This window comes from Plantibacter cousiniae (nom. nud.), assembly GCF_977070315.1.
Genome location: NZ_CDRVEU010000003.1, coordinates 95,573 through 118,571, shown reverse-complemented (window position 1 = coordinate 118,571; position 22,999 = coordinate 95,573). Strand labels below are relative to the sequence as shown.

At 60.2% G+C, this 22,999-nt stretch carries 26 protein-coding genes; 10 read left to right on the top strand and 16 right to left on the bottom strand.

What is annotated here, in order from left to right:
• Positions 1 to 76: 76 nt before the first annotated feature.
• Positions 77 to 976 (top strand): LysR family transcriptional regulator, encoded by a 900-nt coding sequence (locus ACW55A_RS07345; protein ID WP_122266571.1) that lies wholly within the window; start codon positions 77 to 79, stop codon positions 974 to 976.
• Between the two features lie 19 nt (positions 977 to 995).
• Here the strand turns inward: ACW55A_RS07345 and ACW55A_RS07340 are convergent, their stop codons facing one another.
• Positions 996 to 1,511 (bottom strand): hypothetical protein, encoded by a 516-nt coding sequence (locus ACW55A_RS07340; RefSeq protein ID WP_498810942.1) that lies wholly within the window; start codon positions 1,509 to 1,511, stop codon positions 996 to 998.
• Between the two features lie 17 nt (positions 1,512 to 1,528).
• Positions 1,529 to 3,901, bottom strand: a complete 2,373-nt coding sequence (gene bamA, locus ACW55A_RS07335; RefSeq protein ID WP_060708117.1) for an outer membrane protein assembly factor BamA — start codon at positions 3,899 to 3,901, stop codon at positions 1,529 to 1,531.
• A gap of 216 nt (positions 3,902 to 4,117) precedes the next feature.
• Between bamA and ACW55A_RS07330 the strand changes: the two genes are divergently transcribed.
• Positions 4,118 to 4,807: a response regulator gene (locus ACW55A_RS07330; protein WP_498810943.1), complete on the top strand. Its 690-nt coding sequence runs from the start codon at positions 4,118 to 4,120 to the stop codon at positions 4,805 to 4,807.
• Entirely contained in the window at positions 4,804 to 6,054 is a 1,251-nt protein-coding gene (locus ACW55A_RS07325) for a HAMP domain-containing sensor histidine kinase (RefSeq protein ID WP_003431078.1), read from the top strand. Before ACW55A_RS07330 ends, ACW55A_RS07325 begins: the two co-directional genes overlap by 4 nt.
• 39 nt (positions 6,055 to 6,093) lie before the next feature.
• Here ACW55A_RS07325 and ACW55A_RS07320 read toward each other — a convergent pair whose 3' ends face one another.
• From ACW55A_RS07320 to ACW55A_RS07290, 7 genes are read right to left on the bottom strand one after another with little or no spacing between them, the layout of a single operon-like run.
• The gene (locus ACW55A_RS07320; protein WP_058397185.1) at positions 6,094 to 7,461 is read right to left on the bottom strand and encodes an ATP-binding protein; all 1,368 of its coding nucleotides are present in this window, start codon (positions 7,459 to 7,461) and stop codon (positions 6,094 to 6,096) included.
• Positions 7,458 to 8,120, bottom strand: a complete 663-nt coding sequence (locus ACW55A_RS07315) for a response regulator (RefSeq protein ID WP_003393295.1) — start codon at positions 8,118 to 8,120, stop codon at positions 7,458 to 7,460. Before ACW55A_RS07315 ends, ACW55A_RS07320 begins: the two co-directional genes overlap by 4 nt.
• Before the next feature lie 10 nt (positions 8,121 to 8,130).
• Positions 8,131 to 8,772: a tetratricopeptide repeat protein gene (locus ACW55A_RS07310; RefSeq protein ID WP_003431073.1), complete on the bottom strand. Its 642-nt coding sequence runs from the start codon at positions 8,770 to 8,772 to the stop codon at positions 8,131 to 8,133.
• Positions 8,769 to 9,578 carry an SDR family oxidoreductase gene (locus tag ACW55A_RS07305; RefSeq protein WP_003412774.1) on the bottom strand — a complete coding sequence of 270 codons (810 nt, stop codon included), beginning with the start codon at positions 9,576 to 9,578 and terminating at the stop codon, positions 8,769 to 8,771. The genes ACW55A_RS07310 and ACW55A_RS07305 overlap by 4 nt, the downstream gene beginning before the upstream one ends.
• Positions 9,565 to 10,254, bottom strand: a complete 690-nt coding sequence (locus ACW55A_RS07300; protein WP_024663476.1) for an iron-containing redox enzyme family protein — start codon at positions 10,252 to 10,254, stop codon at positions 9,565 to 9,567. The genes ACW55A_RS07305 and ACW55A_RS07300 overlap by 14 nt, the downstream gene beginning before the upstream one ends.
• Positions 10,251 to 11,732 (bottom strand): AMP-binding protein, encoded by a 1,482-nt coding sequence (locus ACW55A_RS07295; RefSeq protein WP_455809622.1) that lies wholly within the window; start codon positions 11,730 to 11,732, stop codon positions 10,251 to 10,253. Before ACW55A_RS07295 ends, ACW55A_RS07300 begins: the two co-directional genes overlap by 4 nt.
• Positions 11,722 to 12,399, bottom strand: coding sequence for a thermostable hemolysin (locus ACW55A_RS07290; protein WP_044309767.1), 678 nt, complete (start codon positions 12,397 to 12,399; stop codon positions 11,722 to 11,724). Before ACW55A_RS07290 ends, ACW55A_RS07295 begins: the two co-directional genes overlap by 11 nt.
• Before the next feature lie 288 nt (positions 12,400 to 12,687).
• Here ACW55A_RS07290 and ACW55A_RS07285 point away from each other — a divergent pair, with 288 nt between their 5' ends.
• Together ACW55A_RS07285 and ACW55A_RS07280 are read left to right on the top strand one after the other, a co-directional pair.
• Positions 12,688 to 14,025, top strand: coding sequence for a DEAD/DEAH box helicase (locus ACW55A_RS07285; RefSeq protein WP_003431067.1), 1,338 nt, complete (start codon positions 12,688 to 12,690; stop codon positions 14,023 to 14,025).
• A gap of 184 nt (positions 14,026 to 14,209) precedes the next feature.
• Positions 14,210 to 14,512 carry a hypothetical protein gene (locus tag ACW55A_RS07280; RefSeq protein WP_003349651.1) on the top strand — a complete coding sequence of 101 codons (303 nt, stop codon included), beginning with the start codon at positions 14,210 to 14,212 and terminating at the stop codon, positions 14,510 to 14,512.
• A 254-nt stretch (positions 14,513 to 14,766) separates the two neighbouring features.
• Here ACW55A_RS07280 and ACW55A_RS07275 read toward each other — a convergent pair whose 3' ends face one another.
• From ACW55A_RS07275 to ACW55A_RS07260, 4 genes are all read right to left on the bottom strand, one after another.
• Entirely contained in the window at positions 14,767 to 15,630 is an 864-nt protein-coding gene (locus ACW55A_RS07275) for a DUF6279 family lipoprotein (RefSeq protein WP_498810944.1), read from the bottom strand.
• A 69-nt stretch (positions 15,631 to 15,699) separates the two neighbouring features.
• Positions 15,700 to 16,428: a TorF family putative porin gene (locus ACW55A_RS07270; protein ID WP_003363380.1), complete on the bottom strand. Its 729-nt coding sequence runs from the start codon at positions 16,426 to 16,428 to the stop codon at positions 15,700 to 15,702.
• A gap of 144 nt (positions 16,429 to 16,572) precedes the next feature.
• The gene (locus ACW55A_RS07265; protein ID WP_003363378.1) at positions 16,573 to 17,085 is read right to left on the bottom strand and encodes a hypothetical protein; all 513 of its coding nucleotides are present in this window, start codon (positions 17,083 to 17,085) and stop codon (positions 16,573 to 16,575) included.
• A 167-nt stretch (positions 17,086 to 17,252) separates the two neighbouring features.
• The gene (locus ACW55A_RS07260) at positions 17,253 to 17,432 is read right to left on the bottom strand and encodes a PFL_1563 family small protein (RefSeq protein ID WP_003425462.1); all 180 of its coding nucleotides are present in this window, start codon (positions 17,430 to 17,432) and stop codon (positions 17,253 to 17,255) included.
• 315 nt (positions 17,433 to 17,747) lie between these two features.
• On the opposite strand from ACW55A_RS07260, the gene ACW55A_RS07255 reads away from it, so the two are divergent.
• A complete protein-coding gene (locus ACW55A_RS07255; protein ID WP_058416709.1) occupies positions 17,748 to 18,584 on the top strand; it encodes a CvfB family protein in 837 nt (278 codons plus the stop codon).
• A gap of 69 nt (positions 18,585 to 18,653) precedes the next feature.
• Here ACW55A_RS07255 and ACW55A_RS07250 read toward each other — a convergent pair whose 3' ends face one another.
• A complete protein-coding gene (locus ACW55A_RS07250; RefSeq protein ID WP_498810945.1) occupies positions 18,654 to 19,286 on the bottom strand; it encodes a DsbA family oxidoreductase in 633 nt (210 codons plus the stop codon).
• A 144-nt stretch (positions 19,287 to 19,430) separates the two neighbouring features.
• On the opposite strand from ACW55A_RS07250, the gene ACW55A_RS07245 reads away from it, so the two are divergent.
• Complete coding sequence (locus tag ACW55A_RS07245; protein WP_003363373.1) at positions 19,431 to 19,832, top strand: DUF2177 family protein; 402 nt, start codon at positions 19,431 to 19,433, stop codon at positions 19,830 to 19,832.
• A gap of 70 nt (positions 19,833 to 19,902) precedes the next feature.
• On the opposite strand, the gene ACW55A_RS07240 is transcribed toward ACW55A_RS07245, so the two are convergent.
• On the bottom strand, positions 19,903 to 20,283 hold the full coding sequence (locus tag ACW55A_RS07240) for a hypothetical protein (RefSeq protein ID WP_003363371.1): 381 nt from the start codon (positions 20,281 to 20,283) through the stop codon (positions 19,903 to 19,905).
• A 220-nt stretch (positions 20,284 to 20,503) separates the two neighbouring features.
• Here ACW55A_RS07240 and ACW55A_RS07235 point away from each other — a divergent pair, with 220 nt between their 5' ends.
• The 3 genes from ACW55A_RS07235 (at position 20,504) to def (ending at position 22,480) form a co-directional block, all read left to right on the top strand.
• Positions 20,504 to 20,695 (top strand): CsbD family protein, encoded by a 192-nt coding sequence (locus ACW55A_RS07235; protein ID WP_003363370.1) that lies wholly within the window; start codon positions 20,504 to 20,506, stop codon positions 20,693 to 20,695.
• Between the two features lie 226 nt (positions 20,696 to 20,921).
• Positions 20,922 to 21,890 carry a YihY/virulence factor BrkB family protein gene (locus ACW55A_RS07230; protein ID WP_455809618.1) on the top strand — a complete coding sequence of 323 codons (969 nt, stop codon included), beginning with the start codon at positions 20,922 to 20,924 and terminating at the stop codon, positions 21,888 to 21,890.
• Between the two features lie 50 nt (positions 21,891 to 21,940).
• Positions 21,941 to 22,480 (top strand): peptide deformylase, encoded by a 540-nt coding sequence (gene def, locus ACW55A_RS07225; protein ID WP_003363366.1) that lies wholly within the window; start codon positions 21,941 to 21,943, stop codon positions 22,478 to 22,480.
• Positions 22,481 to 22,504: 24 nt separating this feature from the next.
• On the opposite strand, the gene ACW55A_RS07220 is transcribed toward def, so the two are convergent.
• Positions 22,505 to 22,915 (bottom strand): GNAT family N-acetyltransferase, encoded by a 411-nt coding sequence (locus tag ACW55A_RS07220; protein ID WP_455809617.1) that lies wholly within the window; start codon positions 22,913 to 22,915, stop codon positions 22,505 to 22,507.
• Between the last annotated feature and the right edge of the window lie 84 nt (positions 22,916 to 22,999).

Sequence of the window (22,999 nt, the reverse complement as noted above, 5' to 3'; positions counted from 1 at the left end):
TTTGTCTGTCATGAGGCAACCCTACAGACTCGATCGGGTATGCTGGAAATCAATCTCCCAAACACTGGGTATGTGCATGAACAATACCTTGCGGCGTATCGACCTCAATTTGCTGATCACGCTGGATGCATTGCTCTCGGAGCAGAACGTGACCCGCGCGGCGCATCGGCTGAACCTGACTCAGCCGACGGTCAGCCTGCAATTGGGCAGGCTGAGGCAGGTACTGGATGATCCATTGCTGCTGCCGGGACCGCGGGGCATGACCCCGACTGCGCGGGCTGAACAACTGCGCGAACCGCTCAGGCAGGCGCTTGCAGCGCTGGAGTCCGCTTTGCTGCCCGGCCGGGATTTCGATCCGGCAAAGGCCGATCACACCTGGCGCGTGGCCGCCAGCGACTACGCGACCATCGCGTTGATATGGCCGTCGCTCGGCAGGTTGCGTAGCAGTGCTCCGGGTACGCGCCTGGCCCTGTTGAACAAGCACCCGGTCAGCCTTGCCGCGGATCTCGAAAGCGGTCGACTGGATCTGGCGTTGCACACCCGCGATGAGGCGCCGCCCAAGCTGCGTCAGCGGTCGTTGATCCATGAACGTTATGTGCTTGCTGCCCGGCATGATCATCCGGATTTTGCGCAGCCCGTATCGCTGACACGTTTCTGTGAGCTGGAGCATGCGGTCATGTCTCCCAACGGCGGCGGGTTCGCCGGAAGCACCGATCAGGCCCTGGCGGCGCAGGGGTTAAGCAGACGGGTCGTGTTGTCGGCGCCGCATTTCGGCTCGCTGGTGTCTGCACTGACCAGCAGCGACCTGGTTGCAGTGGTGCCCGAACGGCTGGTGCGCGCCCAGCTGACGCTCGTGGTTCAGGAACCGCCGCTTTCGATTCCCGGGTTTGAAATGCTCATGCTGTGGCCTGAGCGTTTGCACCGTGATCCGGCTCATATGTGGTTACGAGAACTGATCGCTTCGGCCATTGATTGAGCCGTGCGGCGCTCATGATTCAAGCACGCAACCTGCGTTCGCGTAACGCACTCAAACACTCGCGCCCCGCAGCCTCGGCGGTTTGCATGACTGTCTGGCTGTTGTCCTCGGTGATCCAGGTCAGCAGCCGGACCTGCCCCGTCGCCTGGCTGCCGCCGTGCATGCGAGACAGGGTTTCGCGGTGCTTGAGCATGGCTTTCATGCGGGTGGCGAGCATGAAGATATCGTCGATGAAACCGTCTTCGACGTTGTCGTGATGCTCGATGCCAAGCCCCGTGGCGTCGTGGTCGATACGCAGGTGGTAGTGCATGGCCCCGGTTGCATCCTCGCTGCCGAACAGCGCGATGACGAAGCCTTTGCCCAGCAGTGAGCGCAAGGCGTGCTGGATGATTTCCTGCACATCGGGGGTGATCTGTCTGACTTCGCGGCTCATGTAACGACTCCTGACCTGATGAGTAGTGCAGGCAGTATTCAACGACGGGATGTAAAGCGCGGTCCGGGCCAGGTAATGCTGGGTAAAGACCGCCTTGTTCATGCTGTAAAAGGTCCGCCTCAAAAGGTCTGGCCCAGCGAGAACTGGAACACTTGTGTCTCGGCGTCTTCGGGCTTTTTGATCGGCACGGCGAGGTCGAAGCTCAGGGGGCCGAGCGGCGAGTACCAGGTCACGCCGACGCCGACCGAACTGGCCATCTGGTCGATATTGATGTTGCCGCAGTTCTGCGTGGTGGTCAGGTAGCACTTGTCCGCGTAAACCGTGCCGAAGTCCCAGAACAGCGAGGTGCGCAGGGATTTCTGGTCTTTGACGAAGGGCATCGGGAACAGGTATTCCATGCCGCCGGTGATCAGGATGTTGCCGCCCAGGGCTTCGGTGTCGCGGTCGGAATAGTAGATCTGCCCCTGACTGGCGTAGGTGCCGGTGGCGGGGGTATTGCGTGGCCCCAGCGTGCCGTCCTTGAAGCCACGCACGGTGGCCTGGCCGCCCGCCGTATAGTTTTCGTAGAACGGCAGGCCGTCGGTGTCGCCGTAACCGTTGCCGTAGCCGAGTTTGGTATGCAGGCGCAGCGAGGTGGTGTCGCTGAGCGGCAGGAAGGTCTGGCCGTTGTAGTCGAGTTTGTAGAACTGCAGGTCACTGCCCGGCACGGTGCTGGTCAGGGTCAGGCTTTGCGAGTGACCGCGGGTGGCCAGTACGCCTTTGTTGAGGGTCGATTCCGACCAGCCGACGCTGGCCTTGAGGTTGGTGAACGCATCACCTTCGCGCTCGATGAAGTCGTAGATCTCGTCAGCGCTGTAGCTGCCGGCGTCGAGGGTGTCACGCTGGATCGACAGCCCGTAGGTCAGGCGCGATGTTTCGCTGATCGGATAGCCGAGGTTGACCCCGGCGCCCACGCTGTTGAGCGAATAGTAGGAGACCTCGTCGTCATCGTCGTAGTACTTGCTGTAGTCGGTCGCGTTGTAGAAAACGTTGTAGCCCAGGCTCACCCCGTCAGGCGTGAAGTACGGGTTGGTGAACGCGAAGTTGTACTTGGTCTGATACTCGGAGCGGGTCATGCCAAGGCTGGCGAAGTTGCCGGTGCCGAGGATGTTGTTCTGCGAGATGGAGCCACCCAGTATCAGCCCGGCGCTTTGCGAAAAGCCCACGCTGGCGGTGATGTTGCCCGAGGCCTGTTCTTCGACGGCGTAGTTGATGTCCACTTGATCGTCGGTGCCGGGGACCGCTGGCGTTTCGACGTTCACTTCCTTGAAGAAACCGAGACGCTCCAGGCGCACCTTCGACTGGTCGATCAGGTAGGTCGAGGCCCAGCCGCCTTCCATCTGACGCATTTCACGGCGCAGCACCTCATCGGCGGTCTTGGTGTTGCCGCGAAAGTTGATGCGGTTGGCGTAGGCGCGCTTGCCGGGGTCGACCACGAAACTGATATCGACGGTGTGATTGGCCTCGTTGGCTTTCGGCACGCCATTGACGTTGGCGAATGTGTAGCCATCGTTGCCCAGACGACGGGTGATCAGGTTGGTGGTGTCAGTCATGACCTTGCGTGAAAACACCTGGCCCGGTTTGACCAGAATCAGTTGTTCGAGCTGGTCCTTCGGCACTTTCAGGTCGCCGCCCAGTTTGACGCTGCCCACGGTGTACCGGTCGCCTTCGGTGATGTTGACGGTAATGAACACGCCTTTCTTGTCAGGTGTCAGCGATACCTGCGTCGAGTTGATATCCATGTTGATGTAGCCGCGGTCCAGGTACCAGGAGCGCAGTCTTTCCAGGTCGCCGGAAAGTTTTTCGCGGGCGTACTTGTCATCGTTCTTGAAAAACGACAGCCAGTTGCTGGTCTTGAGCTGAAACTGATCAGCCAGTTGTTCATCGGAGAACACGGTGTTGCCGACCACGTTAATGTGCTGGATCGACGCCACCGTCCCTTCGTCGATGGTGATTTTCAGGGCAATGCGGTTGCGTGGTGCAGGCAGCGCCTGAGTATCGACCGAGGCACTGTAGCGGCCCTGGGAGACATACTGCCGTTGCAGTTCATTGCGCACGCCTTCAAGCGTGGCGCGCTGGAATATCTCGCCCTCACTGAGCCCCGACTGCTTGAGCCCCTTCATCAGGTCGTCGGTACTGATGACCTTGTTGCCGACAATCTCGATACTGGCGATAGAAGGGCGTTCGACTACATTGATCACCAGCACATTGCCATCGCGTGCAACGTTGATGTCTTGAAAGAAACCGGTCTTGAACAGTGAGCGCGACGCGTCGGCCAGACGCTGCTCATCGGCCTGATCGCCGACATTGAGCGGCAGCGCAGCGAATACGCTGCCGGCAGATACGCGTTGCAGGCCGTTGACGCGGATGTCCGAGATGGCAAAAGTATCGGCGTGTACCAGCGGGACGCTGAATAACAGGCAGAACGATAGAAGCAGACGCGAAGAAATCATCAAACCCTTTCCAGAAAGCTGCGACAAAGGCATTTGAGCGCTGCCGATGACACGCCAGAAAGGGCCGGTCCGGCGGGCGCTGTTGGCTGCGCAGCATAGGGGGAGGGCATGTTGGGGACGGTTAACGCCGTGTAAGGTTAGGTAAAGATCAACGAGCCCGGCTGACACGCCGCAGCAGCGCCGGGATAATCGGCAACCACCAATCAAGGGCCTGCCATGACTTCCGTATTGCTTGTCGACGATGATCGGGAACTGACGGAAATGCTCAGCCAGTACCTGACCCGTGAAAGCTTCGACGTGACCTGCACCAACAGCGCTGAAGAGGGCGAGGTTGAAGCCTTGTCCGGGCGTCACGACATCGTCGTGCTGGACATCATGATGCCGCGCATCTCCGGCATTGAGGTGCTGCGGCGGATCCGTGCGCAAAGCCAGGTGCCGGTGATTCTGCTGACCGCACGCGGCGACAATATCGACCGTATTTCCGGTCTGGAACTGGGCGCCGACGATTACGTGCCCAAGCCCAGCTCGCCGGGTGAGCTGGTGGCGCGTCTGCGGGCGATCATGCGCCGGGGGCGTGCGGTGCCGGTGATCGAGACGGTCAGGGAGGTGATTCAGGCCGGAGAGCTGATGCTCTGGCCAGGCAAGCGTGAAGCGCGCTGGCAGGGCGTGACGCTTGAACTGACCGGCAACGAGTTCTGCCTGCTCGAAGAGCTGGCGCGGCATGCCGGGCAACTGGTCAGCAAACAGAACCTGTCGATGAACGCGCTGGGAAGGCCGCTGGCCCGCTACGATCGCAGTATCGACGTGCACATCAGCAGCATTCGCCACAAGCTCGGCCCGCGCAACGATAACCAGAGCTGGATACAGAGCGTGCGCAATCTGGGCTATATGTTGATCACGCCATGAGACCGAGCCGGTTGTTCTGGAAGCTGTTTCTGGCGTTCTGGCTGGCGACCAGCCTGACCTTCATGGTCGGTGCCGGCCTGTTCATGTTCACCCAGTCGGGGCGTGGCGATCCTTCGTTCAGCACGGTGCTCGACAACGAAGTGCGCATTTTGCAGCGCTCGGGCATTGCCGCAGGGCAGGCGTTGCTCGATGCCTGGCAGCCGGAGGGTCACAGCAAGGTCGGTCTGTACGACAGCCAGGGGATGCTGCTGGCGGGCGATTCGCTGGAAAACCCTCGCTTCGAACTCGCCGTGCGCACACGCGAAGGTGCACTCGTGCATATCCGCTCTACCCAGCGTCCCAACCATGACGATCAACCCTCTCACCTCAATCCGCTGATCACCGGCACGGTCATGAGCGCGCTGTTCAGCTGGTTTCTCAGCAGCTATCTGGTGGCACCGCTGATTAAATTGCGTGAGGCGATGGGCAAGGTCGCCAGAGGCCGTTTCGACACACGGGTGAAACCCGACATGGGCCGGCGGCGCGATGAAATCGTCGACCTTGCCGAGGATTGCGACCGCATGGCCAATCAGCTCAAGGTCATGGCCGACTCCCAGCAACAACTGCTGCATGACATTTCCCATGAGCTGCGTTCGCCGCTGACGCGTATGAGCGCCGCCATCGGCCTGTTGCGCCAGGAGCCGACCCAACTGGACATGCTCGAACGCATCGAGCGCGAATCGGAGCGCATGGACTCGCTGATCGAAGAATTGCTGACCCTGGCGCGCATGCAGAGCGATGTCGAAAGCCTGACCCGCGACCAGGTCGATGTCATCAGCCTGCTGGCAGCCATCGTCGAAGATGCCGAATTCGAGGCCGGACTGAAGCAGTGTCGGGTCAGGCTGCAGGCTCCCGGATCTTTCGTCGCACAGGTCGACAGCGAATTACTTTATCGGGCCTTCGAAAACGTGATCCGCAATGCCGTTCGCCACACGGCGGTCGGCACGGATGTGGTGGTGGTCGCCAACGTTCAGGCCCAGCCGCTGTGCCTGATGGTCAATGTCATCGATCAGGGGCCAGGTGTGGACGAGGCGTGTCTGCAACGGATTTTCCAGCCCTTCGAGCGCGGTCCGGAGAATGCCGCGCAGGGCTTTGGTCTGGGCCTGGCCATCGCCCTGCGGGCTATCGAAATGCACGGCGGGCAGATCGCCGCACGCAATCGGCCGGGCGGCGGTCTGGTGGTCGATGTACTGCTGCCGGTGTCGTGACTGCGCTCGATGGCCGTCCCTCGGCGCGTTGCTCAATGCTCAGCGCAGCGGCGCCTGCAGACTGGCCCTGAGCCCACCCTGCGGACGATTGTCGAGGCTCACGTTGCCACCCATCAATAGCGCGACTTTCTGCACGATGGCCAGTCCCAGACCCACGCCTTGATCGTTGCCACGGCTGTAGAACGGCTCGAACAAGCGCTCGCGCTCCTGCTCATCGATACCGGGGCCCTGATCGTCGACGTTGAGCCGGAAGCAATGCTCACTGAACGTCAGCCCCACCGTGACCTGGCCACCTTCGGGTGAGAAGTTGACGGCATTGGTGATCAGGTTGTGCAAGGCAATGTCCAGCGCGGGGAAGTCGACCATGACTTCGCGGCTGGCTTCAGTGCATTCAAAGGACAGCTCCAGATGCTTGCTCAGCACCCACGGCGTCAGCTGCACCAGACTGTCGCGCACGGCGCTGACCAGATCCACCGCTACCTTGCCCGCTGGCGAAGGGCCGGGCTCCAGGCGCGCAATGGTCAGTAACTGGTTGACCAGCCGCGTCGTACGGTCCACGCCGATGATCAGGTAGCCCAGCGACTGTTGCCGCTGCTCTTCGTTGTGCGCTTCCAGGACGTTTTGCGCGTGCACCCGCAGGACCGCCAGAGGCGTGCGCATTTCGTGGGCCGCATCGGCAATGAAGCGTCGCTCGCGTTTGAGCAGGTCCTGAATCTGCCCCAGCAGGCGGTTCAGGGCGGCCTGCATGGGCTCCAGTTCAGCGGGCAGGGCGTTGAGTTGCAGAGGGTGCAGAGAGCCGGCGTTACGGCCACGCAGGGTATTGGCGAAATCGGCCAGTGGCCTCAGCCCCCAGCGGATCGCCAGCCAGATGGCGATCATCAGCACCAGACTGCCGATCAGGTTCGGCAAGACCGTGTGACGCACAATGCGGTTGACCAGATCCGAGCGCACGTCATCGCGCTCACCGACCCAGACCAGCAGCCCGTGCTGTTGGTCCCTGAGCACGAAGGCTCGCCATTGATGGCCGGTCATGTCATTGAAATCACTGAACCCGGTGCTCTGTGGCGGATGAGTGAAGGTCGGTGCGCTGGCGGTGTGTACCAGCGAATTGTTGTCCTTGTCCCAGACCTGAAAGGCGATCTTGCCCTCGTAAGGATGGCCGTCCACACGCGGTTCGGCCTGGGCGAGCGCCTGATTGAAGGCCTGATAGAGCTGCGCGTGCTCCTTGCGCTCCATGGGCATGCGCATCACGCCTTCCAGCAGTCTTGCGTTCTGCGCCAGCTGGGCATCGTAGATTTCTGCGATTTCGTGATTGCTGTCATGCACGTTGAAGAGCGTCAGGACCAGAAGACCACTCAGCAGCAGGCCGATGATCAGTGTCAGTGTGCGGCGGCGTATCGACTTCAAGAACGCTCCTCCACCAGGTAACCCACGCCTCGAATGGTACGGATCAGGGTGCTGGAAAACTTTTTGCGCAGATGATGAATGTGCACTTCAAGGGTGTTGCTTTCGGCTTCTTCGTTCCAGCCGTAGAGCAGTTGCATGAGCCGTTCGCGGGTCATGACCCTGCCTGGTGGCGAGAGCAATTCATACAGCAGTTGGTATTCCTTGGGCGTCAGCGCAACTGCAGCATCGTGATAGCTGACCTGTTGCGTGCTGGGGTCCAGACGGATGCCGTTGTGTTCGATCAGCACCTTGGCGCGTCCGGCACTCCGGCGTAGCAGGGCCCGCAAGCGGGCTTTCAGCTCGGACACATCGAAGGGTTTGACCAGATAATCGTCAGCGCCACTGTCCAGGCCGATAATCCGGTCTTCGGTGGCGTCGCGTGCGGTCAGGATCATGACCGGCAGCGTCGAGCCGCTGTGACGCAGTCGACGCAACACTTCAAAACCACTCAGCGTCGGCAGGCCGACGTCGAGAATGGCCAGATCGAAGCTCTCGCTGAGCAGGGCATGCAGGGCGCTGCTGCCGTCCTTTATCCAGTCAACCGTGTAGCCTTCCCGGCTGAGTGCCTGCTGAATGCCTTCGCCCAGTGCAACGTCGTCTTCGATAAGCAGCAGACGCATGGTCTCTCCGTCAGTTGAGCTTCTTGTTCACGCTGGCGAGCAGCGACTGAATGTCTTTCCTGCGCCCGGCGTCGGCCTCTTCACGGCCCGGACGGGGGGGGGCCTGCAACGCCTTGTTCAGGGCTTGCTGTGCTTGAGCATAGTTGCCTTGATCGAACTGATGTTGCGCCGAGAAAAATAGCGTATCTATGCCGTTCGGGTTGATTTTCAACGCCTGCTCCAGCAATTGCCCGGCCTTGGCCGAGTCGCCGAAGCCTATCGGCCAGCCGGGGACTTTGTCATACAGCGCTGCCAGGCTGGTGTAGGCCGAGCCCTGCAAGGCATTGGCGTCGAGGGTCATGGCCTTTTCCAGGTCGGCCTTTGCCTGTTTGGCTTTGCCCAGCGCGCCAAGGCCGCCTTGTGCCCCGGCCCAACTGCTGGTGACGATACCCGACCAGATCCACGCTTCTGCTGCGTCGGGACGATCCTGAGTGAAGGCCGTGGTTTGCGTGGCCAGCTTCTCGAATGCGTCGACACGCTGCTTCTCGGGCAGGCCGTACTGAATATGCGCCCATTCTTTCTGGATACCGGCCAGACGTTGCTGGTCGGGTGCATCGAGTGCCCAGAGCGGCAGGCTGATCAGGCTCATGACGACGAAAGCGATTCTTTTCATGGTATGTGCTTCTCTTGCGCAATGGGTGAACTGTGGTGGCGGATCAACGGGAGATGCTTGCGCAGGCCGCGGTCCACGAGGGTCGGCAACAGGCTGTTGAGCCTGACGAAAAAACGCTCCGGCCACCCCAGGTAAAGCTCTCTGCGATTACCTGCAATGGCTTGGAGCACCGCTTGGGCAACGTCTTGCGGGTCGTCGACTGCCGAACTCAGCGCGTCGTTCAGTGCCTGTGCTGCGGCGCTGTTCATGCTGGTCCGGGTGGCACGCGGGGCGACGTACAGTACGCCCACCCGGGTGTCGGCCAGCTCGCGACGCAGCGCTTCGGAAAACCCTCGCAACGCAAACTTGCTGGCGCAGTAGGTGGCATACCCGGCATGGCCGATGGAGCCGTAGGTAGAACCGACGTTGACCACCATGGCTTCGCTGGCCTGCTTGAGCACCGGCAGCATCAGGCTGGTCAACTGGATCGGTGCATGCACGTTGAGGGTCAGCATGGAATCGATGTCGCTGGCTGACAGTTGCTCGAGCATCGCGAAATGGTTGGTGCCCGCCGCATTGATCAGCAGGTTGACGCCAGGCACGGCGCCAACCGCACGGACTACTTGCTGACGACCTTGCGCCGTGCACAGGTCCGCCTCGACCCAGTGCAGGTTGGCCGGGTAGAGCTCAAGCAACTGACGCAGCGGATGCACGTGCCGCGACACCGCCAGCACCTTGGCGCCCTGGCTGCACAGTGCCTCGGCGATTGCCAGACCGATGCCGCCGCTGGCACCGGTGAGAACGACGTGCGCGTCAGGCAGCCGCATGATCGGACCCCTTGTGCACGGTCAGCGCAGCGCCCGGCAACTCGCGAAACATCTCGGTGTACAGGCGGTAAACCATGCGCGATGCATGAATCACGGCCTGTTGATCGTCCGGATCATCGACCTTGTCCATCAGTTTTCGGAAGGTTTCCATGTGGCCGATGTCCAGGCTGCCGTGAGAACTCAGGTAGCTGAACGCTTCTGGCCCAAGGCCGAGCCCTTTGCGCATGCTGTCTGCTGCGTGCGTAGCCAGGGCAATGCTGGTGCCTTCCAGCACATTGACCATGCCGAACAGGCCCACCGGGTTGCCACGTGCGATCAGGTCGTAAAGGTAGGCGACCATCAGTTCGATAGGCGCGCCGGGTTGGCCGTTTTCCACGGCGTCAGCCTGACCGCCGCAGGCACGCAGGTCGTTGAGTACCCACTTTTCATGCCCGTATTCGTCCTCGATGTACTCACAGACGGCCGCGCGCAGCCATTCCATGCGCGACGGCAGCCTCGCGCCGCAAGCCATCATCAACGGCACGGTATGGCGCACGTGGTAGTAGGCCTGAGTCAGAAACGCCCGGTAACTTTCCAGGCTGACCTGGCCGGCCATTGCCTGGCGGATGATCGGCAGATTGAACAGGGTTTCGCGTTGTTCCTGGGTCGCATCCTGCAGGGTCTGAAAAAAGCTCATGACAAGGCACCTTGGGTCAGGTTGGAGGGCGTGAAAAGGGTTTGGTAGCGTTCAAGAATGGCCTCGCGGCGAGGCCGGCCATTCGCGGTGGACAAGCCGTTTGCCGGGCTGAAAGGCTCGTCGAGACGGGTCCAGCTCGTGACGCGGGCGTAGTCGGGCAGCGCCTGATTGGCCCGGTTGACGGCTTCGTCGATCTGCAGGTCAGTGGTGCCGGGGCGCGATGGCCAGAGCAGGGCGTGGTTGGACGGCAGAGCCTCGCCATACACGAACGCCTGGGCAATGCAGTGGCTCTGGGTCAGTTCGGCTTCGATCCATTCCGGATTGACGTTGCGTCCGAAGCTGGTCACGAACTGATGTTTCTTGCGGCCTTTCAGGTACAGGTAGCCGTCAGCATCGAGCTCACCCAGATCGCCGGTAGGCCACCAGGCCGGTGCGGGTGTCGTGTCGCCCAGATAACCGAGCATCGGACTGCCGGCCACCAGCACTTCGCCGTCAGCGGCCAGGCGTAGCCAGATGTGTGGCAGTGGGCGACCGACGCTGCCGGCACGCTGGGCGTCCGGTTGATTGAGGGTGATGACCGAGGCGCACTCCGACAGGCCATAGCCCTCGAAGACCGGCAGGCCTGCCGCTTGAGCGCGCGACAGCAGCTCCAGGCTGACGCGTGCGCCACCGACTGCGGCGAAGCTCAGCATCGACGCATCGAACGCGCTCGCTTCGCAGGCCGTCACCAGCAGCAACAACAATTGCGGAACCAGAATCATGCTGTCCGGGCGGCGCTGCTGTAAAAACATCAGCAGACGCGACGCATCGACGCCACTGGCACCCTGGATACCCAGGTCCTGCTGGCTCGGCAGGCTGATGCGTGCGCCGGCATACAAGGCCGCGTAGCAGCCAATGTTTTCCAGCAGGATCGCCAGCGGCAACAGGCTCAGATGATGTACGGGGTGTACCGACTGACTGGCTTCATGAAGCCCTCGAGCTACCCTGAGGATGCTGTCGGCGCTCAGGCACACGCCCTTGGGGGTGCCCGTAGTGCCCGACGTGAAGGTCAGTTTGGCGGTGCCCGCCGGCATGTACGGTTGCTCGGCAGCGCGGCGTTGCCAGAGTGCGCCGTGTTGCCTGTAATCAGAGGCCTGCAGCTCTTGGGCGAAGATCGATCCGGTAATCACCGTGTCCGCCTGGCTTCGTTCCAGGCAGTGTTGTCGTTGAGCGGCGCTGAAGAACGGCGGCAGCGCCACGCAGCTCAGGCCTTCGAACAGCACGGCCAGGTCCCAGAGCAGGGCGTCGGGGCTGTTGTCCAGCAGCAGCGCCACGATCCGCGCATTGGCGACGCGCAATTGTTCGCGGCGCTGCGTAACCTCTTCGATCAGTGCGGCGTAATCCAGCGTCCGGTCTTCGCCTTGCAGGGCGATCGCCCGGGGCTGCTCATCGGCCAGCGTCTGCAGTCTTTGCCAAAAGGCTTCACGTTCATGCGACATGGCAATCAGGCTCCAGTGTCTGTGGCAGTCCAAAGCGCTCGAAGATGCCCATGCTGCTCAGGTGCAGAAAACCGGCACGGATGTCGCCGACATGCACGCTGGGCCGTGAGTCGTAATACGAGCCCCAGGTGTGACGTTCTTCACCCAGGCGTGCCGGATCGGCAGTGCACAGCGTGACCGGATTGAGGCCCAGACGATTGAAGCTGTTGACCAGCGCCGCATTGCCGGTAAAGGCGACCCATTCGAAACCGCCCATCGCCAGCAACCAGGTCACTGTGATGATGCTCAGCCGGGCGCTGCCCAGACTGCTGGCCGCCAGGTTGCCGACTTCGACAATGCATTGGCGCTCGATCAGTCGCCCTGCTGCAGCGTTGACCTGTTGTTCGATGGGCGCATCCAGATAGTTCTCCAGAAACAATGTGCCGGCGCTGGCGTGACGAATGCCGGCAACCGCACACAGCGCGCCGCTGCCGTCCTGAAGCCCGAAAAGCTCCGGCATGAATTGCCTGACGTCGGCGTTGTGGGCCTTGCGAAATTGTTGCTGAACGAACCGTTCCAGAGGCTCACGCGGCTGTTCATGCGCCAAGGCGCGGAAGAGGGTCAGGGTGGGGGCCCCGGCATTGCCAAAACTCAGCGGTAGACGAATGTTCGAATCGATATCAGGCATTGGCGAGGCTCCTCCCCCGGTCAGCGAGTAGGGTGGAGTATCGAAGCGCTTTCTTAACCGAATCTGAAGGTAGAAAAAGAAATCACGACCTTCGGTTTTTTGCGCGCAAGAGGGGGGAAAGAGAGGGTCGAGGCGCGGGTTTGCGGCGTTGCCCGGCAAACTTGCGAATGGCCTTTATGCGCCCGTTGGTAAACAAAATCGGCCTTTGTTGGTAAAGAAACTCGGCCCCGGCGCTCGAAACCGTTACGCTATGCGGCTGTATTTTTGTTTTTCGTCGAGGTAGCACCCGTGTTTTCCGAATTCGCCCTGCACGAACGCCTGCTCAAAGCTGTGGCCGAGCTTAAATTTGTCGAGCCTACGCCCGTGCAGGCGGCCGCCATTCCGCTCGCACTGCAAGGGCGCGACCTGCGGGTGACTGCGCAAACCGGTAGCGGCAAGACCGCCGCATTTGTGCTGCCGATCCTCAACCGTCTGATCGGCCCGGCCAAGGTTCGCGTCGACATCCGTGCGGTGATCCTGCTGCCGACCCGTGAGCTGGCTCAGCAGACGCTCAAGGAAGTCGAGCGCTTCTCGCAGTTCACATTCGTCAAGGCCGGTTTGATCACCGGTGGCGAGGACTTCAAGGTTCAGGCCGCGATGCTGCGCAAGGTGCCGGACATTCTGATCGGCACGCCGGGTCGTCTGCTGGAGCAGTTGAACGCAGGCAATCTGGACCTCAAGCACGTTGAAGTGCTGGTGCTGGACGAAGCCGACCGCATGCTGGACATGGGCTTCTCCGAAGACGTCGAGCGTCTGGCCGGCGAATGTGCCGGTCGTGAGCAGACCATGCTGTTCTCGGCGACCACCGGCGGCGCTGGCCTGCGGGAAATGATCGGCAAGGTGCTCAAGGATCCACAGCACCTGCAAGTGAACAGCGTCAGCGAACTGGCTTCCGGCACACGCCACCAGATCATCACTGCCGACCACAATGTGCACAAAGAGCAGGTCCTCAACTGGCTGCTGGCCAACGAGACTTACCAGAAAGCCATTATCTTCACCAATACCAAGGCTATGGCCGACCGTCTGTATGGCCGTCTGGTGGCGCTGGAATACAAGGCGTTCGTGCTGCACGGCGACAAGGACCAGAAGGACCGCAAGGCGGCCATCGACCGTCTCAAGCAAGGCGGCGCGAAAGTCATGGTCGCCACCGATGTGGCGGCTCGCGGCCTTGATGTCGAAGGTCTGGACATGGTGATCAACTTCGACATGCCACGCAGCGGCGATGACTACGTCCACCGCGTCGGGCGTACCGGTCGCGCAGGCAGCGACGGTCTGGCGATCTCGTTGATCTGTCATGGCGACTGGAACCTGATGTCGAGCGTGGAGCGCTACCTCAAGCAGAGCTTCGAGCGTCGCGTCATCAAGGAAGTCAAAGGCACCTACGGCGGGCCGAAGAAGGTCAAGGCCTCCGGCAAGGCAGTAGGCGTCAAGAAGAAAAAGACCGACGCGAAGGGCGACAAGAAGAAGGTCGCGGCCAAAGGGCCGACCAAACGCAAGACGGTCAACCGTCCCAAGTCCGACCTGGTCAGCCAGGACGGCATGGCCCCGCTGAAAAAACGCAGCACCCCGGCTCCGGCTGCCGAGTGATTGCCGTGATCGCTCCCGAGCATTCGGGAGCGATCGACCTCTTTGCAGTACTGACAACGCCTCGTTACACCGTCCGCCAGCTTCTCTGAACCGTCACACACCTCGCGGGTCACACCCTTTGAGTCGCATGCCCGTGGCTGGAGGTCATGGGTGATCATTCCATGCTGGACGGAGGTTTAGAAAAATGACTTATAACTGGGACCTTATCGAGCGTTTGTTGCACGATGTGCAGAACAATGGCACCCCATCGACATCCACTGAATTCGAGACACTGCTGAATCGCAGCTACATCGAGCCGCGTCCTCGCGAGGAAGGCGGAGATGGCTCGACGTACATGCTGACAAAGCGCGGCGCAAGTCTGCTGGCTTTGATCGACAGCAGCATTCCGGGGAATGATCACCCCCGTCAGGTGCTCAATGAGCAGGCCGGCGACCCCCTTGACCCCGCGCTCTTCGACACCATCGCCAAAAAGCCGCAGATCGCCTGAAACCGCTGACACTGCACATGCCGATTCTGAGGACGCAGAGCGTCCGGAACGGCATACCCACGCGGAGCATGGGTACGATAGTCATCGTTGTGCTGAAATGACCATCGTTCCTCACGCTCCAGCGTGGGAATGCATTGGGTGACGCTCTGCGTCACGATCCTGCGCCGCGCACTCAAGGCAGAACGCAGAGCGTCCGGAACGGCATGCCCACTTCAGAGCATGGGCACGATAGTCATGGTGATAGGGCTAGCGGACTACTTCTGCGACTTCAGGCAATCCAGGTCGGTGAAGTCCTTGCGCATGTCGGCGATGCGGCTCAGCAGTTTGGCGCGCTGTTCCGGGGTGCTCAGGGCGGTGATGTCGACGATCAGCGATATCGCAGCCTTCTCGGTCTGGTCGTAGGCCTTGCGGTATTTAGGGGTCCAGAACGTCTCGCGGTCCTGCAGCAGCGCGGCGATGCGCTGCGGGAAGTCACTGGCCTGACGCTGCTGGACCGTGGCCAGGAACAGGTTCTGCCAGCGCGTACGGTTTTCAATCCACGCCTTGTTTTGCTCGCCCAGTGATGCAGACCACACCTGAATGCGATCCTTCTGCGCCTGATTGAGCTTGCCGACCCATGGCGTCACGCGTTTCTCCATCCGGTCGGCACGCTCTGCAATCTGGCGCTCCAGTGGCTGGTCGAGGTACTTGTTTTCGCGCTTGCGCTGGTCCTTGGCGAACGACTCCTGCATCTCCTGCACTTGCTTGTCGTCAAAGCGCGACAGCAACTCCACGGCAGACGGGGTGATTTCCTTCGAGATCTTGGCGATCGCCTCTTTGGCTTCGCTGGTACGGGCTTGCAGCCCTTCGTAAGTCACCTGGTCGGTCTTGACCATGTCTTCAAGCTTGTCCAGCCAGGTCAGGTATTCCGGCAACTGGGTGCTGCAATGCCAGCTCAAATGCTGTTTGAGGCGCACGTCCAGCCAGCTTTTCTGTTCCGAATTCATGTCCAGGTAGTCGCTGAGCGTCCACGGAATGATCACGTCGAGGTTGCGATACGCCAGTCCTACCTGATTGCATCCTGCGAGCAGTGCAACGGTCATCAACAGCGTGACGAATGCTTTGAATAAAGACTGCATGACATCTCCTTGGCGTACTGACGTGCAGTAGAGGAGTGTAGCGTCTGGCAGTTCAACCGGTTTGGGCCTTTAAAAGAATGAACGCACCGCTTTGAGCGTGAACGTCCCTTCACAGCGCGCGTTGTGGCCGCTGTAGACGCTGCAATCGCCGCCGCTCAGGCTTGAGCCGCTGTAGATGAGGTTCATGTCGATGCCCAGCCAGGGGCGTGACAGGTTCAGCGACCAGTCGTTGAAGCCGTTGATCAATCCGCCGTCGGCTGAGGACTGCGGGGTATCGAACTGGTGATTGGCGTACTGCATGCGCACTCCGACCCCCAGTTGCTCGATGGCACCCAGATCGACGAATACCGTGCTGTCGCGGCTGCCGACATCGTTGCTGAAGGCCGCGCCGATGCGGCTGTTGAGCATGCGCAGACCGGCGTAGAACTCGTGGCTGTCGATCTGGCTGGTGTCGGGGTAACTGTAACGAATCATCCCCAGCTCGTAGCCAAGGGTGTTATCGAACGGCTTCTTGAAGCCCATGTAGGAATCAAGCTCCATCCCGGTATCGGAGGTCAGGCCCATATCGGGTGCCCATTGTCCGAAATAGAAACCGCTCTCGTGGGTCAGGTCCAGGCCGCCATGAAAGGAGCCGGAACCGCCGGTGGGCGTCACCAGACCCTGGGCCATGCTGCGCGTAGGCGTGGTGGCGAGTTTCAGGTCGAAATCGCCCAGATCCCGCTCCAGAACCTGGGCAGAGACGGACTGACAAACAAGCATGGCGCTGAAAGACAGCACATGTAAGCGATGGCTGAGCATGGCTCACTCCTTGATCTGCGAGGAGTGTGGTCAGGGATGGCGTATCGAAAATGGCTCAGGAGCCGACACAATCCGCGAGCTAGAGCCTCGCAAGCATACCGTCGAAATCAGCTGAGGGCGGACCGTTCGTCGATCCGTTGTGTGTCAGTTGGCCGCAGTGGTGCGTGCAGACGGAATGATCAGCCCGCGAATCACCACCAGCGCCTGCTCGAACGACGGGTAGCCGCTCTTTGCGACGTCCAGTTGGGCGTATTCGGCCTGGTAACGTTCAGCAAGTTTTGGGTCGCTGACACTCAGTTGCTGGGAGAGCAGGGCAATGGCCAACGGATGCTTGTGTTTCGCAGCGGTTTGCAGCAAATCGATGATCTGCTTTTGGTCGGCCTGCTGGCGAATCAGCAACACGGCCTGATAGAACTCGGCTTCGCCCGACGCGTCGTCAAGTGCGGCACGACGCAGCATGGCTTCGGCCAGCTCATAGTTTTCGCGGTTGTCTTCGCTGATCAGCAGTTTGGCCTGCAGCATGTCGTTCTGATAGAGCAGGTGCTCCGCCCGGCAAGGGCTGTCGGTGAGCTGACTGTCGTTGGGGCCGTTTTCGCAGTGGTGCGACGCGCAGCCGCCAAGGTAGACAAGTGCACCGAAAAGCATCCAGTTCTTCATTCGAGCATTCCACAAAGAAGATAACGTCCACAGCGTGATCCAGCTCGTGGTCATAGTGATATCAGAGGAGAGAGTAGCAGCGTGACCGGAAGAATATCCAGCGAAGGATGGTCAATCTAGCGCCTTGAGCGTCAAGGCGCATAGAGATCGACAGGCAGAGCGCGGTTTTACTTTTTACCGAGATTGATCTGCTTGGACGGTGCGAAGGTCTGGCCACTCACGCCTTTGGCAATTTGCTGGATTTCACCGCCGGACTTCAGGAAAGCTGCAATCTGCGCGTTGATCGAGTCGCTCGTTTCAACGGCTGGGGCGGGTTTGGCTTTCGAGTGGGATGCTTTGATACGCATGGCTGCCATTTACCTTCATAAACGTAATACGGCCAGCCAGAGTACAGGAAACGCTTGATTATTGCTTGGTGAATGTGGCAATCGCCCGAGCCGAGCCTGTACTCGTCGGCTTGGTGGATTTGTCTGACACAGCGCTAACCGACTGTTTTCAGATATAAAATTTCGATGAGAGGCTGCGCCGCTGCGCATCAGGGCAGGCCGCTGAGCACCCGGGAAACTGACGAGTGGAGGCTGTGCCGACACCTTCTGCCACGCAACGCGAACCCGGACTCAAAGTCGGGTAGAATGCCGCCCACGTAATGAGGGTATCTGGAAATGGCTTTAATCGGGCGCTACAACAGCTTGCAAATCGTCAAGCACACGAACTTCGGTCTGTATCTGGACGGCGCGCAGGACGGTGAAATCCTTCTGCCCAATCGGTACATCCCCAAGGACGTTCCTACGGAAGATGAAGACTGGCTCAATGTGTTCGTCTATCTGGACAGCGAAGACAAGCTGCTCGCCACCACTGAAAAACCCAAGGTGCAGGTCGGTGAGTTCGCCAGCCTGAAGGTGGTTGAAGTCAACAGCATCGGTGTGTTCCTCGACTGGGGCCTGCCCAAGGACCTGTTGCTGCCGTACTCCGAAGAGAAGCGCACCTTGCAGGCCGGTGATTACTGCGTGGTTCACGTCTACCTCGACAAGCACACACGGCGTATTACCGCCACTGCGCGTCTGGACCGCTACCTGGACAAGACCCCCGTCAACTACAGCGTGGGGCAGGAAGTCGATCTGCTGGTGGCTGAAGCCACCGACATGGGCTTCAAGGCGATCATCAACAACAAGCACTGGGGCCTGATTCACAAGAACGAAGTGTTCAAGTTCATGCGCGCCGGCAAGCAGGAAAAAGGCTACATCAAGGAAATCCGCAGCGACGGCAATATCAGCCTGAGTCTGCAGCCCGTCGGTGCAGAGGCTGCTAGCAGCCTGAATTCGAAGATTCTCGCCAAGTTGCGCGAGAACGACGGCACGCTGCCGGTCAGCGATAAAAGTGATCCGCAGGTCATCAGCGGTCTGTTTGGCGTCAGCAAGGGCAACTTCAAAAAGGCCATTGGTGCGTTGTACAAGCAGGGCCAGATCGTGATTCACGCCGACCGTATCGAGCTGGTCTGATACGGCATCGCAGCCTGGGTGCACGTGAGGTCATCGATGTGAGCTGCAATCGACGCAGCTCGCTGCACCTCAGGCCCAGGTGGCGAGTGCGTCTATTTCCTGGCTCAAGCGATCGAACGGCAAGGTGCCGTTGAATACCCGGGCGTCTTCCAGCGCGTCGTCACTGCGTCGCAGCAGGACGACTGGCACAGCCCTCAGCCCAAGCTTCTGCGCCAATTGCTGGTCGTCCATCACGTCCTTTTCGAAGTGACCGGCGTTAAGTGCCTGCTCCATCGCTTGCCGATCCAGCCCGGTGGAGGTGGCGAGGTCGAGCAGCGTGTGCGCCTCGCCGATATCCAGCCCCTTTTCGAAGAACGCCCGGTAAGCCTCTTTGTGAAACGCCTCAAAACCTCCTGCATTCCTGGCAAACGCCGCGGCTTCCAGAACCTTGCGGCTGCGCGGCTGGACGCTGGGCATCTTCATCATCACCTGACGCCTGTCGGCCATCGGCAGTACTGACCGAGACCAGGTTTCACGCAGGTAATCGGCACTCGGGTCGAGCAGTGCCAGCGGGTCAGGACGCAGTTCAAAGGCATGCCAATTGAATTCGAGCCGTTCACCGTAGGTTTGCTGAAGCTGTTCCAGGACGGCCAGTTGCAGGTAGCAGAACGGGCAGACGTAGTCGCTCCAGACATCTATTTTCAGGGGACCAACAGTGTTCATGTGCTTGAAACTCCATAACGCTAGTTAACACTGACTCCCTTAACCTTTTAAAAGTCCTGAAGGTGGATGGATCAATGTCTACCTTTGGTCGGTCATACCCTCAAGCGGGCTTTCCCGGCCCTGGAACTTCATCAAGGACGCGCCATGAAAAAAATACTGATCGCTTACTTCGGCACATTACTGGCGTTTCTGATCCTCGACGGAGTGTGGCTGGGCGTTTTGATGGGGCCGACCTACCGTGAATGGCTTGGACCGATGATGCTCGATACGCCGGTCTTGGGACCTGCCATCGCGTTTTATCTGCTGTACGGAGCGGGGGTGGTGTTTTTCGGCGTCATGCCTGCGCTCAGAGCGCAACGACTGAGCCACGCGACATTGTGCAGCGGTCTGCTGGGGCTGATTGCCTACGGCACCTATGACCTGACCAACTGGGCCACCTTGCAGGGCTGGCCTGCGCAGCTGGCGCTGGTCGATCATGCGTGGGGCACGGTGGTGTCAGCGCTGGCCGGTACGGCGGGCTATCTGGCGGTACGTCGATTCGCCTGAAGCGGCGGTGTGCCGGAATGAGCGTTGCCGGCGCGCGACGCTCACCCGGTGCAGTGCGGGAACGCAGCCGCTACTTCTGCAGGAAACCGGCAAAACTCAGGTTGCTGCCCTTGGGGCGCATGTCCTTGAGGAAAGAGTCCTTGTCGGCGCTCAGTTCCAGGCTGACGGTCGGTTTGCGCTTGTCGGCATTGCGCACTTCAAGGCCTTCCATGTGGTCGCGCATGAATACCGTGGTCACTTTCAAATGCAATAACTGGTCGGTTTCAGGCGTGTGCAGCAGCAGGTGCAGCCACTCGTACTGACCTACTTGCAGGCGCGGGACAGGCAGGTCGAACCACCAGATGTTTCGTTTGTGGTCCAGCACGGCGAAATGCGTGTTGTTGACGCCCAGCACTGCGCCACCCAGATCCTGGTTTCTGCGTGCAATGGCCAGCTTTTTATCGAGTTTCATAACGTTCCTGTGAATCGGTGTGTTCAGCGTGTCGGCCCTGCCGGACAACGGTGGCGCGCATTCTCGCACAAACTCTGCTGCAAACCTGCCCCAATGCACGGCAGATGAATGGCAACAGCGGCCCGGAAAATAGTTGAAACTCTTCGTCACCGGCACAGGTCAATCCTTTGTCGAGTACGACATCCGATCCAGTGCGGTCTTCAGACCCAGGAGATTTCCGATGAGCAGCACCAGCGATAAAGCCAAAGGTATGGCCAACGAAGCAGTTGGTAACGTCAAGCAGGCTGTTGGCAAGGCTACCGACAACGACAAACTGCGGGCTGAAGGCAAGGTACAAGAGCTGAAAGGCGAAGGCCAGCAGGCGAAAGGCGAAGTCAAGGACGCGATCAAGAAGGGCGTGGACAAGGCTTGAGTCGATCGTTTCCGGCGCCCTGGCGCCGGGAGCAGGCATTACCGATAACGGCCATCCACGGATGGCCGTTATGCTTTCTGCTCTGCGGGACTGAAACCTTTCATGGCCTGTCCAGTCAATGTGCCATCGATATTCGCGTATCGGCTCCGTCAGCGCGATATGTCATGTATGACATGCCGGTTTTCAGGATGTAGGGTTTTCCAGTAAGGGAGCGAGAGGAAGCGCCATGATTTTCCCCCATTTGCGTAAATTGAAAGTCGGCAAGGTGCTGGTGAGAACCGTCAACGAATTCCTCGATGACGAGATGTCCACCTATGCATCGGCACTGGCTTACCAGATGCTGTTTTCTCTGTTTCCGTTCCTGCTGTTTCTGATCGCGCTGATCGGCTTTCTGCACCTGCCGGACTTTTTCTCCTGGTTGCGACTGCAATCGGAGTTCCTCTTGCCGCCGCAGGCCCTCGAGCAGGTCAACCCGGTCATCGACCAGTTGCAGCAGTCCAAGGGTGGCTTGCTGTCGATCGGTATCGTCATCGCGCTGTGGACCGCGTCAGCAGGTGTACGCCTGATGATGAGCGCCATGAACGCTGCGTACGACGTCGTCGAAGGACGCCCTATCTGGAAGCGTTTGCCGCTGTCGATTCTCTACACCGTAGGCATTGCCGGCATGTTGCTGGCAGCAGCAGCCTTCATGGTGCTGGGGCCGCAGGTCATGAACTGGATTGCCGCGCAGATCGGCATGGAAGACTTCATCGTGACGATGTGGACCATCCTGCGCTGGCCCGCGATCATTATCCTGCTGATGGTCGCTGTGGCGTTGATCTATTACGTGATGCCCGACGTCAAACAGGAGTTTCGCTTTATCACCCCAGGCTCGGTGCTGGCCGTGGTGGTGTGGATCGTCGCTTCCCTGGCCTTCGGTTTTTACGTCAAGACCTTTGCCGACTACAACGCCATGTACGGCAGCATCGGCGCGATCATCGTGCTGTTGCTGTACTTCTATATTTCGGCGGCGGTGCTGTTGCTGGGTGCGGAAATGAATGCGGTGATCGAGCACATGTCCGCTGAAGGCAAGGACGCAGGCGAGAAGGAAGCCGGCGACGGCCTTGGCGAGGAAAGCAGCGAGACAGGCAAGCAGCATGTCTCCGGTCTGGGCCGCGACCATTCGGTGCCGCTGCAGAAGGCGGACGAAGCCTGATCGCTTTCTGTGGCAAGATCGCCTTTTAAGTCGGCAAGGGACAGGCAGTCATGATCCATAACATCCTGAAGATGGGCGATGAGCGCCTGTTGCGCATCGCCCCTCCGGTGCCCGCAGACATGTTCGGCAGCAGCGAGCTCGATACGCTGATCGCCGACATGTTCGAAACCATGCACAGCGTCGGCGGTGTGGGCCTGGCGGCACCGCAGATCGGCATCGATCTGCAGCTGGTGATTTTCGGCTTCGAGCGCAACGAGCGCTATCCCCAGGCCGAGGCGGTTCCGCAGACGATTCTCATCAATCCGCTGATTACCCCGCTGAGCCCGACGCTGGAAGAGGGCTGGGAAGGGTGTCTGTCAGTGCCCGGATTGCGCGGCATGGTGGACCGTTATCAGAGCATTCGTTACGAAGGCTTCGATCCTCAAGGCCAGCCCATCGTGCGCGTTGCCCACGGTTTTCACGCGCGGGTCGTCCAGCATGAATGTGACCACCTGATCGGTCGGCTTTACCCATCGCGTATCACCGATTTCAGCAAATTCGGCTTCATGGACGTGATGTTTCCGGACATGGACCCCAACGCCGACGAGTGATCGTGGCGTTTCGTTGCGAAGCCGTCAGGCTTCGCGACACAGTGCGACCAGCGGCTTGCTGCGGCTGTAACGCATGAACCGTTCGCCCAGTGCCTGTGGCAGACGCTGTGCCGTCTCGAACCCCGAGCGTTGGTAAAAGCCCAGCAGATCCGGATGGCAGAACAGCCACACCGGCCCGTTCAGCGGTTGCAATGCCGCTTCGATCAGGCCCTGCGCCACGGCTTGTCCGCGCAGCGCTGGCGCCACGAGCAGCCCGGTCAGCCAATGCCCCTCTGCGACAGGTGTCAGGCACAACGCACCGATGATTTCTGCCCGCCTTGCAACCCACGCCTGGCCCTTGCTGGCAGGGCGCATTGACGACTGGTGCTCACGGTAGAACTTGCCCAGTAACGGGCGACATTCATCAGGTAGCGGGTAGAACTGGATTTCGGACATCGCGGCGGCGCTTGAAACAGGGGCCTCGCATCATACAGAGGCTGACGCCGTGACAACTAATCGGCGCTGGCTGGTGTCGATACT

Bases quoted from the DNA above. Each gene is read 5' to 3' on its own strand.
- ACW55A_RS07345 (WP_122266571.1), top strand. From the start codon at position 77: ATGAACAATACCTTGCGGCGTATCGACCTCAATTTGCTGATCACGCTG.
- ACW55A_RS07340 (WP_498810942.1), bottom strand. From the start codon at position 1,511: ATGAACAAGGCGGTCTTTACCCAGCATTACCTGGCCCGGACCGCGCTT.
- bamA (WP_060708117.1), bottom strand. From the start codon at position 3,901: ATGATTTCTTCGCGTCTGCTTCTATCGTTCTGCCTGTTATTCAGCGTC.
- ACW55A_RS07330 (WP_498810943.1), top strand. From the start codon at position 4,118: ATGACTTCCGTATTGCTTGTCGACGATGATCGGGAACTGACGGAAATG.
- ACW55A_RS07325 (WP_003431078.1), top strand. From the start codon at position 4,804: ATGAGACCGAGCCGGTTGTTCTGGAAGCTGTTTCTGGCGTTCTGGCTG.
- ACW55A_RS07315 (WP_003393295.1), bottom strand. From the start codon at position 8,120: ATGCGTCTGCTGCTTATCGAAGACGACGTTGCACTGGGCGAAGGCATT.
- ACW55A_RS07310 (WP_003431073.1), bottom strand. From the start codon at position 8,772: ATGAAAAGAATCGCTTTCGTCGTCATGAGCCTGATCAGCCTGCCGCTC.
- ACW55A_RS07305 (WP_003412774.1), bottom strand. From the start codon at position 9,578: ATGCGGCTGCCTGACGCGCACGTCGTTCTCACCGGTGCCAGCGGCGGC.
- ACW55A_RS07300 (WP_024663476.1), bottom strand. From the start codon at position 10,254: ATGAGCTTTTTTCAGACCCTGCAGGATGCGACCCAGGAACAACGCGAA.
- ACW55A_RS07295 (WP_455809622.1), bottom strand. From the start codon at position 11,732: ATGTCGCATGAACGTGAAGCCTTTTGGCAAAGACTGCAGACGCTGGCC.
- ACW55A_RS07290 (WP_044309767.1), bottom strand. From the start codon at position 12,399: ATGCCTGATATCGATTCGAACATTCGTCTACCGCTGAGTTTTGGCAAT.
- ACW55A_RS07280 (WP_003349651.1), top strand. From the start codon at position 14,210: ATGACTTATAACTGGGACCTTATCGAGCGTTTGTTGCACGATGTGCAG.
- ACW55A_RS07275 (WP_498810944.1), bottom strand. From the start codon at position 15,630: ATGCAGTCTTTATTCAAAGCATTCGTCACGCTGTTGATGACCGTTGCA.
- ACW55A_RS07270 (WP_003363380.1), bottom strand. From the start codon at position 16,428: ATGCTCAGCCATCGCTTACATGTGCTGTCTTTCAGCGCCATGCTTGTT.
- ACW55A_RS07265 (WP_003363378.1), bottom strand. From the start codon at position 17,085: ATGAAGAACTGGATGCTTTTCGGTGCACTTGTCTACCTTGGCGGCTGC.
- ACW55A_RS07260 (WP_003425462.1), bottom strand. From the start codon at position 17,432: ATGCGTATCAAAGCATCCCACTCGAAAGCCAAACCCGCCCCAGCCGTT.
- ACW55A_RS07255 (WP_058416709.1), top strand. From the start codon at position 17,748: ATGGCTTTAATCGGGCGCTACAACAGCTTGCAAATCGTCAAGCACACG.
- ACW55A_RS07250 (WP_498810945.1), bottom strand. From the start codon at position 19,286: ATGAACACTGTTGGTCCCCTGAAAATAGATGTCTGGAGCGACTACGTC.
- ACW55A_RS07245 (WP_003363373.1), top strand. From the start codon at position 19,431: ATGAAAAAAATACTGATCGCTTACTTCGGCACATTACTGGCGTTTCTG.
- ACW55A_RS07240 (WP_003363371.1), bottom strand. From the start codon at position 20,283: ATGAAACTCGATAAAAAGCTGGCCATTGCACGCAGAAACCAGGATCTG.
- ACW55A_RS07235 (WP_003363370.1), top strand. From the start codon at position 20,504: ATGAGCAGCACCAGCGATAAAGCCAAAGGTATGGCCAACGAAGCAGTT.
- ACW55A_RS07230 (WP_455809618.1), top strand. From the start codon at position 20,922: ATGATTTTCCCCCATTTGCGTAAATTGAAAGTCGGCAAGGTGCTGGTG.
- def (WP_003363366.1), top strand. From the start codon at position 21,941: ATGATCCATAACATCCTGAAGATGGGCGATGAGCGCCTGTTGCGCATC.
- ACW55A_RS07220 (WP_455809617.1), bottom strand. From the start codon at position 22,915: ATGTCCGAAATCCAGTTCTACCCGCTACCTGATGAATGTCGCCCGTTA.